We start from the raw sequence: 10,558 nt of genomic DNA on the forward strand, positions 1-10,558 counted from the left end.
CCCGGTCCACACGACCAGCCCGTACCGCACCAACTCCGCGTGCAACGACGCCACCTCGGCCCGAACCCGCGCCACCGCGACCTCGGCCTTGACGCCGTCGACATACTCGCTGCTGATCGCTGCGTTGCGTGCCACTCGAGTGCTCCTTCGCCCACCACCGTCGGCGGGCCTCGATCGTGTGCGGTCGATGTGACCGTTCACATTGCGAAACTATAGCCACCGCACGGACCGGGCTGTCAACTCCTGGCGTGTCTCGGATCGGTAACGGCGGCTCAGCGCCGCGGACCGGCCGACGAGCGGACCACGAGCTCGGGCAGCAGGATCGGCTGATCGACCTCGCCTTCACCCTGGCCGAGCAGCAGGTCGACGCAACGCCGGCCCAGCTCCGCGAAGTCCTGGCGCACAGTCGTCAGCGGCGGCCAGAAGTGCGCCGCCTCGGGGATGTCGTCGAACCCCACGATGCTGATGTCGCGCGGACAGTCCAGTCCCTCGTCGCGGATGGCGTGCAGCAGGCCCAGGGCCATCTGGTCGTTCGACGAGAAGATCGCGGTGAAATCGCGGACCCGGAGCAGCTCACGCCCCGCGTAGTAGCCGAACTCCGCCGTCCAGTCCCCGAGCACGGGTGCCGTTGTCGGGATGTCGGAATCGCTCATCTCCTCGAGGAAGCCCCGCATTCGCGCTTCGGCCTCGATCCAGTCCTGCGGACCGGCGATGTGGTAGATCGACCGATGTCCGAGTTCGATGAGGTGCCGGGTGGCCAGGCGCGCCCCCGCGATCTGGTCCACCGACATGGCGTGGCCGGGATCGACCTCCGTCGACTGCAGCGTGACGTACGGGATGCCGATCGATTGCGCCGCGATCGCGCGGATCACCCGCACCTGCGGTGCGATGACGACGAGGCCCTCGACCGCTTGGGCCACGAGGTGGGCCAGGCCCGCCTGGATGGAGCTCGGCTCGGCGGCATCCACGTTCGCGGTCGTCACCCAGTAGCCCCGGGCCCGCGCGGCCGCCTCGATGGCCGCAATCGAGGATGCCGGACCGTACTGCGTCGCCGACGAGGTCAACACCCCGATCGTGTGCGATCGACTCGTGACCAGCGCCCGTGCCGCCCGGTTGGGGCTGTAGTCGAGCTCGACCATGACGGCGAGCACGCGTTCCTTGGTCTCGGCGCGGATGCTCGGGTGGTTGTTGAGCACGCGCGAGACCGTCTGGTGCGACACGCCCGCCAGCCGCGCGACATCGCGGATGCTGGGGCGACGGCCCGTGGCGTCCTCGCTCATGGTTCCTCCGGGCCGATGCGCACGTTCACATCGACTCCAGCCATTATGCACTGGCGTGTCCCCAGAGCAGCGCGAATCCCGATGTGACAGTCACACACCGCGGCGCGGCGCCCGATGTGACGACCGCGCGAACGTCACACGGCACGGCGAGCCTAAGCTGGCGCCATGTCCGACCTCGGCCGGTTCCTGCCCCTCAGCCAACGCACCCCGGATGGCGACGCGCGCGTCTCGTCCGACCGCCGCGAGCAGCTCGCCGCCGTCGTGCGCCTCGCCGCCGGTCGCCTCGCCGAAGCCGCACCCGATGACGCCCGCGCGTTCGCTCGCGACGCCGGCCTCGCCCGTGACCTCGACGACGGCGCCGAGGCGGATCTGCACCGCCTGGCGGCCGCGATCGCAACGGGTCAGCGGCGCACCATTCGAGACCTCACGGCCGCGGTGCGGGCGTACCTCGCTCTCGCGGGCGCGGAGGAGGCGCCGCTCCCCTCGGACATCTCGGGCGCGGTGGCGCTGCACGCGTCGGCGTCCGCTCCCTTCGCGCGTCGCGCTGCGATCTCGGGTCACACGGTGCGGGCCTCGGATGCCGGATGGTCCTTCGGCCGCGGTCCCGAGATCACCGCGACAGCCGACGCCATCGTGGCCTTCCTGACCGGTGTGAGCGACACTCCGCCGCGCCGCCCGCCGCGAGTCTGATCAGTCGCGCGCAGCGTGGCTAGGCTCGCGGTATGACTGATCAGACGACCCCCGAGCACTCCACCGCCGGCCTGCGCTGGGGCATCCTGGCGACGGGCGGGATCGCCCATTCCTTCACGCGCGACCTGGTCACCGCGGGCCGCGACGTCGTCGCCGTCGGCTCGCGCAGCGACGAGTCCGCGTCGCGCTTCGCCGCCGAGTACGGCATCCCGCACGCCCACGGCTCGTACGAGCAGCTGGCCGCCGACCCGGATGTCGACATCATCTACGTCGCGACGCCGCATCCCGCCCACCGCGACGCGGCGGCTCTCGCCATCCAGCACGGCAAGCACGTGCTGGTCGAGAAGCCGTTCACGCTGACCCGCGACGAGGCCGTCGTCCTGCGCGATCTCGCGGCGGACGCCGGGGTGCTGGTCATGGAGGCGATGTGGACGCGCTACCTGCCGCACATGGTCCGCCTGCGCGAGATCGTGGCGTCGGGCACCATCGGCGAGGTGCGCACGCTCTTCGCCGACCACACGCAGAGCATCACGGATGACCCGACCCACCGGCTCAACGACCTCGCCCTCGGCGGCGGGGCACTGCTCGACCTCGGCATCTACCCGGTCTCGTTCGCGTGCGACGTGCTCGGCATCCCGACGCAGGTGCGCGCGCTCGGTCGACTGCAGGAGACCGGCGCCGACAGCGAGGTCGCGACCGTCATGACCCACGCCTCCGGCGCCGTCTCGACGACGGTGTCGTCGTCGCGTGCCGCCGGGCCCAACACCGCTCACATCGTGGGGACGGCCGGCCGCATCGACATCTCCGGCGTCTGGTACAGCGCGACCGACTTCCGCGTCACCGGCGCCGACGGCACGGTCATCGAGGAGTACCGCACGGAGATCCAGGGGCGAGGCATGCAGTTCCAGGCGCTCGAGGCCGAGGCGCTCGTCGCCGCCGGGCGGATCGACGGCGACATCCTGCCAATCGCCGAGACAGTCGCGATCATGGGCGTGCTCGACGACATCCGCGCGCAGATCGGCGTCCGCTACCCGCAGGAGAGCTGAGCGCGACGAACGGGGGCGGTGTGCATGGCGCACCGCCCCCGTTCACGCGTTCAGGCCCGCTGCGCGCTCAGGCCGCGAACGGCACGACGCCCAGCACGACCCCGACCGCGAGCATCACCAGCGACACGACGGTCGCCCGCCACAGCACCTTCTTGTGGTGGTCGCCCAGGTTCACGTTCGCGAGCGACACGAGCAGCAGGATGGCCGGCACCAGGGGACTCTGCAGGTGCACCGGCTGGCCGGTGATCGAGGCACGCGCCATCTCGACCGGTTCGATGCCGTAGGCCGCTGCGCTCTCGGCCAGGATCGGCAGAATGCCGAAGTAGAAGGCGTCGTTGGACATGAAGAACGTGAACGGGATCGACAGCACGCCCGTGATCACGGCGAGGTGCGGTCCGAGCTGTGAAGGGATCACCTCGGTGACCCAGGAGGCCATCGCCGCGACCATCCCGGTGCCGTTGAGGACGCCGACGAGCACGCCGGCGGCGAGCACCATCGACACGACGCCGACGATCGAGGGGGCATGCGCGACGATCTCGTCCGCCTGCTGCTTGAGCTTCGGGAAGTTGATCAGCAGTGCCAGGGACGCGCCGACCATGAAGACGTAGGCGAGCGGGAACAGGTCCAGGACGAGCAGCACCATCACCGCGAGGGTGAGCACGAGGTTCACCCACACCAGGCGCGGACGCAGCGTCGCCCGGTTCGGGTCGAGCATCGTGTCGGCCATGGCCGTGTCGCGCTCCTCGACCCACTGCGCCGCCGGAACGGGCCGACGTCCGCGAACCGTCACGACGTTGCCGGTCCGCAGCGTCGCGAGGGCGCCGGGGCGGGGATCGGCGCCACGGAACAGCTTCGGGCCGCCGAACATGCCGTCGCCGCTGCCGAGCTTGGAGGTGTCCACGTTGCCCGCGAGGCGACGGCGCTCCGACAGGCCGAGGAACCAGGCGAAGGTCAGCGACACGACGATGCCCGCTGCCAGCGAGGGCAGCATCGGCACGAACACATCGGTGGGCTGCAGGCCGAGTGCCGATGCCGCGCGCACGGTCGGCCCGCCCCACGGCACGATGTTCATCGTTCCGTTCATCAGGCCCGCGACGCATGTCAGCACGACGGGACTCATGCCCAGACGCAGATAGATCGGCAGCATCGCCGAGGTCGTGATGATGAAGGTGGTCGAGCCGTCGCCGTCGAGCGAGACGACCCCCGCGAGCACAGCCGTCCCGAGGACGACCTTGGCGGGATCGTCGCGGAGCAGCCGGGTGATCGCGCGGATCAGCGGGTCGAACAGGCCGACGTCGATCATGATGCCGAAGTACATGATCGCGAACATCAGCAGCGCCGCGGTGGGCGCCATGCTGCCGATCGCGTCGATGATCATGTCGCCGAGTCCGAGTCCGGCACCCGCGAACAGGCCGAAGACGGTCGGCACGAGGATGAGGGCGACCATGGGGGTGAGCCGCCGGGTCATGATCAGCGCCATGAAAGTCAGCACCATGGTGAAACCGAGGGCGACCAGCACGCCCTCGGGCGGCAGGAAGGCGAGCTCGTAGCCCTCCTCCGCCGCGGCTGCGGCGGGGACGAGGGTAGCGGTGGGGGTCATGTCGACTCCTTCGTCGGCGGGGCACCGGCCAGCGGTCCGATCGGATGAGCGTAGGTCCGGTGCGCACCGCGGCGCGCGCTTGGGCGCATTCCCGCGACTTGAGCGCGTAGCGTGTGTTCTGCGCATTCTGCGCGGGACGGATGGAGGACGGATGCGGTTCACCACGCGCTTGTTCCTCGTCCAGCTGTCCGTCGTCGTGGCGGTTCTCGTCGTGTGCACGGCAGCGTTCGCCGTCATCGCGGTCGGCCAGGTCCGTGCCGCGGCCGAGCAGAACGCCCTGAACATCGCACGCTCGGTCGCCGCGAGCCCCGACGTCCGCTCGAGCGTCGCCGCCTGGTCCGCCGACCCCGGAACCCCGGATGCCGCCGCCCTCGTCGACGGCACACTGCAGCGCACCGCGGCGGCGGTCGCCGAACGCACCGATGCGCTCTTCGTCGTGATCACCGACGACCACGGCATCCGTCTGGCCCATCCCCGCCCCGAGCGACTCGGGCAGACCGTGTCGACGCCGTTCGCCCGGGTGCTGGCCGGCGAAGAGGTCGTCGACTGGGAGGTCGGCACCCTCGGCCGCTCGGCACGCGCGAAGGTTCCGGTGCTCCCGCCGGGGGGTGGGCCGGCGGTCGGCGAAGTCAGCGTCGGCTTCGAGGAGGGCAGCGTGCTCGACGACCTCCCGGCCGTCCTGATGGCGATCGGGGTGGCTGCTGTCGCCGCTCTGGCCCTCGGGATCGGCGCGGGCACCGTGCTGCGCCGGCGGTGGGAGAGGGCGACGCTCGGCTTGCAGCCCGAGGAGCTCACGGCCCTCGTGCAGCAGCAAAGCGCCGTCCTCGATGGGGTCGGCGACGGCGTGCTCGCTTTGGACGAGAACGGCGTCGTCCGCGTCTGCTCCGACACGGCCGCGCGGCTGCTCGGAGTGACCGACCCGGTCGGGCGACCCCTGGACGCGCTCGACCTGCCGGTGGATGTGCGTGCGGCGATCTCTGCGGGACTGCCGGTTCTCCGTGTGGCGGTCGGTGACCGCATCGTCGCGGTCGATGTGCATCCGGTCCGCCACGGCGGCCGGGCGCTCGGCGACGTCGTGGTCGTCCGCGACCAGACCGACGTGGCCGAGCTCAACGAGCAACTCGCCTCGGTGCAGACGGTGACGGGCACGCTGCGCGTGCAGCGTCACGAGTTCTCGAACCGGCTCCACGTCGCGGCCGGCCTCATCGACGCGGCACGCGTGGACGAGGCGCGCGCCTTCCTCGACGAGCTGCTGCAGCGCGGCAGCGTCCCGACCACCGTCACCGACATCGAACGCGTCGACGACCCGTTCCTCCAGGCGCTGCTGCTCGCGAAGGGCACCGATGCGGCTGCGCGCGGCGTCGCCCTCCGCGTCGGCGCCGAGACGCTGCTGCTGGGCTCCCTCGTCCGGGTGGAGGATGCCGCTGCGGTCCTGGCGAACCTACTCGACAACGCCATCGCGGCGGCCCAGCACGGCGGTGAGCCCCGCTGGGTCGAGACGACTCTGCTCAGCGACGGCGACGCGCTCGTCGTCACCGTCGCCGACTCCGGGCCCGGAGTGCCGCCGGGGCGCGATGTCTTCGCCGCGTCCCCCGGTCCGGCCGACGATCGCGTCCGCGGGCGGGGCATCGGGTTGCCTCTCTCACGTGAGCTCGCACGGCGCCGGGCCGGCTCGGTCTGGATCATCGATCCCGGCGGCAGCGGCGCCGGAGCGGTGTTCGCCGCGCGGCTGCCCGGCGTCCTGCGCCCTCACACCGCACCGGACCGCGGTACCGCTCCCCCAACCGCACCCGAGGAGACGACCCGATGACTTCCCCCTTGCGCGTCCTCGTCGTCGACGACGACTTCCGCGTCGCCGGTCTGCACCGCGACGCCGTCGACGCCGTGCCCGGTTTCCGCGCTCTCGAACCGGAACGATCGATCGCGGGTGCACGCGCTGCGATCGCAGCGGAGCGGCCCGACCTCGTCCTCATCGACAACTACCTGCCGGACGGCGAAGGCGTGGATCTCGTGCGCACGACCGACGTCGACGCTCTTGTGTTGTCGGCGGCGACCGATGCGACGACCATCCGTCGCGCCCTGCGGGCGGGCGCGATCGGCTATCTCGTCAAGCCGTTCGATGCGCGTTCGCTGCGGGAGCGACTCGAACGGTACGCGCGCTACCGCAACGTGCTGGATGCCGCCGAGCTCGAGCAGGACGACATCGACCGCGCGTTGGCCATTGCTCACGGCGAGCCTGCGACGACGACCCGATTGGCGACCGAGCAGCTGGTGCTCGCGACCCTCGGTGCCGGCGAGGCGTCCGCCGGCGAGGTGGCCGACGCGTGCGGCATCTCACGCGCGACCGCGCAGCGCCACCTCGCCGCCCTCGCCGCGCGCGGCATCGTCGAGGTGCGGCTGCGGTACGGCTCGACGGGCCGACCGGAGCACCGCTACGCCGCGTCGCGCGGCTGACGCGTCGACCACCAGGCCCACGCGACGAGCACCGGCTGGAAGAACAGGCGGACGAAACGCCGGCGGTCGGTGTCGAGACCGAAGGCGCTGCGCTGCTTGCGCCACTGGTCCACGTTCCCCGGGAAGACCGCGACGAAGAACGCCGCCAGCAGGGCGCCGACGCGCTCGCGCTCCCGCGGCAGCCCCAGCAGGGCGGCGCCGAACAGCGCCTCCACCGCTCCCGACGCGACCACGACGCCGTCGCGGTCGATGGGGAGCCTGTCGACGACGAGGTCGGGCACTTGCGCCTGGAAGTCGCGTCGTGCCCAGAAGAGGTGGCTCACACCGGCGAAGATCATCCCGCCGGCGAGCAGCCAGCGCAGCGCAGTTCTCATGCCTCTATTGTGGGGCGCCGCCCGGCGGCCGTCTCCGGGTTGCGTCCCGCCCGCACTAGGCTTACCGGGTGTCCGGCCCGTTCGATCTCTCGCTGCTGAGACGGTGGCCTGACGTCGAGGCACCCGGCCTCGTGGCCGCTGACGCCGCCGACCGGCTGATCCTCGACGAGTCGGCATCCGCTCGTGCCGAGATCGGACCGGGCGAGCTGGTGGTCATCGGTGATGCCTACGGTGCACTGACGCTCGGCGCCGCGAGCGACGGGGCCGACGGCATCCGAGTGCATCAAGACGCCCTGAGCGGGGAGGCCGCGCTGGCGGCCAACGCCCGGCAGTGGGCACCCGAGGCTCGGTTCGCCTCGATGGGTCTGGACGCCGAACTCGTCTCGGGGGCACGAGTCGTGCTGCTCCGCTTGCCGCGCTCGCTCGACGCCCTCGCCGACATCGCCGCGACGGTGGCGTCTGCCGCCGCCCCCGATGTCGTCGTGTTCGCCGGGGCGCGCGTGAAGCACATGGCCCTCGCGATGAACGACGTGCTGCGCACGACCTTCGAGCGTCTCGACGTGACGCATGCGCGAGACAAGTCGCGCGTGCTCATCGCCCAGACGCCGCGTGCCGTCACTCCGCCGGAGCCTCGCGCGGGCCGCGTGGACGGGCTGGAGATCCGCGCCTACGGCGGCGCGTTCGCCGGGGCGCGGATCGACATCGGCACGCGCCTCCTGCTGCAGCATCTTCCGGGGGACGCCCCCGCCGGAACGGCCGATGACCCGTGGATCGACTTCGCATGTGGGACCGGGGTCGTGGCCTCCGCCTGGGCCACACGGCATCCGGACGTCCACGTCTACGCGTCGGACCAGTCCGCCGCCGCCGTGGCCTCAGCGCGAGCCACCGCCATCGCGAACGGCGTGGCGGATCGCGTCACCGTCGTGCGCGATGACCTGCTGTCCCGACGCACCGACGCCAGCGCCTCGCTCATCGCGCTCAACCCGCCGTTCCACTCCGGCTCGGCCGTGAGCGATCGCGTCGCCCCGCGCCTGTTCGCCGACGCGGCGCGCGTGCTGCGACCGGGCGGCGAGCTGTGGTGCGTGTGGAACTCCGCGCTGCGATACCGGCCCGTGCTCGAACGCCTCGTGGGGCCGACGCGTCAGATCGCCCGTGACCCCAAGTTCACCGTCACGGTCTCGCGGCGCCGCTGAGCGCCGCCCGTGCCGGGGTCAGTGATAGCGGCCGCTGTACGCATTGATCGCCGGCTGACCGCCCAGGTGGGCATAGAGCACGTTCGCATCGGCGGGGATCTCACGGGTCGAGACGAGGTCGATGAGCCCCGCCATCGACTTGCCCTCGTAGACAGGGTCGAGGATGACCCCCTCGAGCCGTCCCGTCAGCGAGATGGCCTCGTCGGTCGAGGCGACGGGGATGCCGTAGCGCTCCCCCGCCCAGCCTTCGAGCACCTGCACCTCGTTGTCGCGCAGCTCACGGCCCAGCCCGATCAGCTCTGCCGTGCGTCGCGCGATCCGCGTCACCTGGTCGCGCGTCTTCTCGATCGTCGCTGACGCGTCGATGCCCAGTACACGCCGCGGCCGGTCGCCGAAATTCTCCGCGAGGTCGGCGAACCCCGCGATCATCCCGGCGTGCGTCGAGCCGGTGACGGTGCACACGATGATCGTGTCGAAGAACACTCCAAGCTGCTCCTCCTGCATCCGCACCTCGTGCGCCCAGTTCGCGAACCCCAGTCCGCCGAGCCGGTGGTCGCTCGCGCCAGCCGGAATGGCGTAAGGAGTTCCGCCGGCGGCTTCGACGTCCGCGATCGCGTCCTTCCACGAATCGCGGAACCCGATATCGAACCCGTCCGACGACAGCCGGACATCCGCGCCCATAAGGCGTGAGAGCAGGATGTTGCCGACGCGGTCGTTGACGGCATCCGGCCAGTCGACCCAGTTCTCCTGCACCAGCACGGCCTTCATGCCCAGGTGCGCGGCGACGGCAGCGACCTGACGCGTGTGGTTCGACTGGATGCCGCCGATCGACACCAGCGTGTCTGCGCCCTGCGCGAGAGCATCCGGCACGAGGTATTCGAGTTTGCGCGTCTTGTTGCCGCCGTAGGCGAGGCCGCTCGACACGTCCTCGCGCTTCGCCCAGATGCGCGCGCCACCCAGGTGCGCCGAGAGGCGATCGAGCGGATGGATCGGGCTCGGACCGAAGGTGAGCGGATGGCGCGGGAAATCGGCGAGGGTCATGGTGATCGTCCTAGAGGTCGGTGGAGCTCGCGGTGGAATCGGGGTGCGACAGCAGCCGCTCGAGAGTGAGCCAGTTCTGCTGCGTCGCGGCGGCGGCGCCGGCGGCATCCCCGGCCGCGGCGAGTTCGATGATGCGCGCGTGGGCCGCCACGGAGTCGCGACCGGCGAGACTGGAGAACCGGGAGCGCTCGAGGCGCCGCAGCAGCGGCGTGACCTGTTCGAGCAACCCCGGAAGCAGCGGGTTCGCGCTCGCGGCGACCAGCACATCGTGGAACGCGTCGTCCGCGGCGAGGGCCTCATCCACCGAGCCCTCACTGAGAGCGATGGTGAAGCGCTCGTTGGCGAGCCGCATGGCCTCGACATCGTTCGCTGTCAGCTGCGGCACCCCGTCGTGGGCGGCGAGAGCGTGGAGGGATGCCGCGATACGCTGCGCCGCGAACGCGTCGCGCTCGTCGAGCGGCGCGACCTCCGTGGCCTTCGCACGGCGCGTCCGTACGAGTCCCGCGACCTCCAGCCGTGCGATGGCTTCGCGGATCGGAGTGCGGCTCACGCCGAGCCAGTCTTCGAGCTCCTGGTCGCGCAGTCGCTGCCCCGGAGCGAGCGATCCGCTGACGATCGCGTCACGGATCGCCGTGTACGCGTGGTCGCGCAGCGAGACGGGGCGGTCGAGAGGGGCCAGCGGCATGCAATATATTGCACACGAAAAAGCTGTCAGGGTCAAATCGTTGCCGAACCGGGGCGACGACCCTCACGGCCGGCGCCCGGGCACGAAAAAGGGCCACCCAACATTGGGTGGCCCTCTTACGAAAGAAGTCCGGCGGTGTCCTACTCTCCCACAGGGTCCCCCCTGCAGTACCATCGGCGCTGTGAGGCTTAGCTT

General features: G+C 71.1%; 10 protein-coding genes and 1 rRNA gene. 5 read left to right on the forward strand and 6 right to left on the reverse strand.

The annotated features are described in order from the left end of the window. Positions 1 to 272: 272 nt before the first annotated feature. Entirely contained in the window at positions 273 to 1,280 is a 1,008-nt protein-coding gene (locus PUW82_RS14960) for a LacI family DNA-binding transcriptional regulator (protein WP_274223119.1), read from the reverse strand. Positions 1,281 to 1,445: 165 nt separating this feature from the next. Here PUW82_RS14960 and PUW82_RS14965 point away from each other — a divergent pair, with 165 nt between their 5' ends. Then, entirely contained in the window at positions 1,446 to 1,970 is a 525-nt protein-coding gene (locus PUW82_RS14965; RefSeq protein WP_274223120.1) for a hypothetical protein, read from the forward strand. Between the two features lie 32 nt (positions 1,971 to 2,002). Continuing rightward, positions 2,003 to 3,016: a Gfo/Idh/MocA family protein gene (locus PUW82_RS14970; RefSeq protein WP_274223121.1), complete on the forward strand. Its 1,014-nt coding sequence runs from the start codon at positions 2,003 to 2,005 to the stop codon at positions 3,014 to 3,016. Positions 3,017 to 3,083: 67 nt separating this feature from the next. On the opposite strand, the gene citH is transcribed toward PUW82_RS14970, so the two are convergent. Then, complete coding sequence (gene citH / locus PUW82_RS14975; RefSeq protein ID WP_274223122.1) at positions 3,084 to 4,616, reverse strand: citrate transporter CitH; 1,533 nt, start codon at positions 4,614 to 4,616, stop codon at positions 3,084 to 3,086. A 151-nt stretch (positions 4,617 to 4,767) separates the two neighbouring features. Between citH and PUW82_RS14980 the strand changes: the two genes are divergently transcribed. Further along, positions 4,768 to 6,426 (forward strand): sensor histidine kinase, encoded by a 1,659-nt coding sequence (locus PUW82_RS14980; RefSeq protein WP_274223123.1) that lies wholly within the window; start codon positions 4,768 to 4,770, stop codon positions 6,424 to 6,426. After that, the gene (locus PUW82_RS14985) at positions 6,423 to 7,070 is read left to right on the forward strand and encodes a response regulator (protein WP_274223124.1); all 648 of its coding nucleotides are present in this window, start codon (positions 6,423 to 6,425) and stop codon (positions 7,068 to 7,070) included. The genes PUW82_RS14980 and PUW82_RS14985 overlap by 4 nt, the downstream gene beginning before the upstream one ends. Here the strand turns inward: PUW82_RS14985 and PUW82_RS14990 are convergent. Beyond that, positions 7,049 to 7,444 carry a DoxX family protein gene (locus tag PUW82_RS14990; protein ID WP_274223125.1) on the reverse strand — a complete coding sequence of 132 codons (396 nt, stop codon included), beginning with the start codon at positions 7,442 to 7,444 and terminating at the stop codon, positions 7,049 to 7,051. The two genes, PUW82_RS14985 and PUW82_RS14990, sit on opposite strands and share 22 nt — an antisense overlap. Positions 7,445 to 7,512: 68 nt before the next feature. Here PUW82_RS14990 and PUW82_RS14995 point away from each other — a divergent pair, with 68 nt between their 5' ends. After that, positions 7,513 to 8,637 carry a class I SAM-dependent methyltransferase gene (locus PUW82_RS14995; protein WP_274223126.1) on the forward strand — a complete coding sequence of 375 codons (1,125 nt, stop codon included), beginning with the start codon at positions 7,513 to 7,515 and terminating at the stop codon, positions 8,635 to 8,637. A gap of 18 nt (positions 8,638 to 8,655) precedes the next feature. Here the strand turns inward: PUW82_RS14995 and PUW82_RS15000 are convergent, their stop codons facing one another. The 3 genes from PUW82_RS15000 to rrf all read right to left on the reverse strand — a co-directional run. Continuing rightward, positions 8,656 to 9,678: a 1-aminocyclopropane-1-carboxylate deaminase gene (locus tag PUW82_RS15000; RefSeq protein WP_274223127.1), complete on the reverse strand. Its 1,023-nt coding sequence runs from the start codon at positions 9,676 to 9,678 to the stop codon at positions 8,656 to 8,658. Positions 9,679 to 9,688: 10 nt separating this feature from the next. Beyond that, a complete protein-coding gene (locus tag PUW82_RS15005) occupies positions 9,689 to 10,363 on the reverse strand; it encodes a GntR family transcriptional regulator (RefSeq protein WP_274223128.1) in 675 nt (224 codons plus the stop codon). 127 nt (positions 10,364 to 10,490) lie between these two features. Further along, positions 10,491 to 10,558 (reverse strand): 5S ribosomal RNA (rrf, locus tag PUW82_RS15145); the annotation flags it as partial.

The sequence above is a fragment of the Microbacterium thalli genome (assembly GCF_028737325.1).
Lineage (GTDB): Bacteria > Actinomycetota > Actinomycetes > Actinomycetales > Microbacteriaceae > Microbacterium > Microbacterium thalli.

Excerpts from the sequence above, each read along its gene's own strand:
- PUW82_RS14960 (WP_274223119.1), bottom strand. The coding sequence starts at position 1,280 with ATGAGCGAGGACGCCACGGGCCGTCGCCCCAGCATCCGCGATGTCGCG.
- PUW82_RS14965 (WP_274223120.1), top strand. The coding sequence starts at position 1,446 with ATGTCCGACCTCGGCCGGTTCCTGCCCCTCAGCCAACGCACCCCGGAT.
- PUW82_RS14970 (WP_274223121.1), top strand. The coding sequence starts at position 2,003 with ATGACTGATCAGACGACCCCCGAGCACTCCACCGCCGGCCTGCGCTGG.
- citH (WP_274223122.1), bottom strand. The coding sequence starts at position 4,616 with ATGACCCCCACCGCTACCCTCGTCCCCGCCGCAGCCGCGGCGGAGGAG.
- PUW82_RS14980 (WP_274223123.1), top strand. The coding sequence starts at position 4,768 with ATGCGGTTCACCACGCGCTTGTTCCTCGTCCAGCTGTCCGTCGTCGTG.
- PUW82_RS14985 (WP_274223124.1), top strand. The coding sequence starts at position 6,423 with ATGACTTCCCCCTTGCGCGTCCTCGTCGTCGACGACGACTTCCGCGTC.
- PUW82_RS14990 (WP_274223125.1), bottom strand. The coding sequence starts at position 7,444 with ATGAGAACTGCGCTGCGCTGGCTGCTCGCCGGCGGGATGATCTTCGCC.
- PUW82_RS15000 (WP_274223127.1), bottom strand. The coding sequence starts at position 9,678 with ATGACCCTCGCCGATTTCCCGCGCCATCCGCTCACCTTCGGTCCGAGC.
- PUW82_RS15005 (WP_274223128.1), bottom strand. The coding sequence starts at position 10,363 with ATGCCGCTGGCCCCTCTCGACCGCCCCGTCTCGCTGCGCGACCACGCG.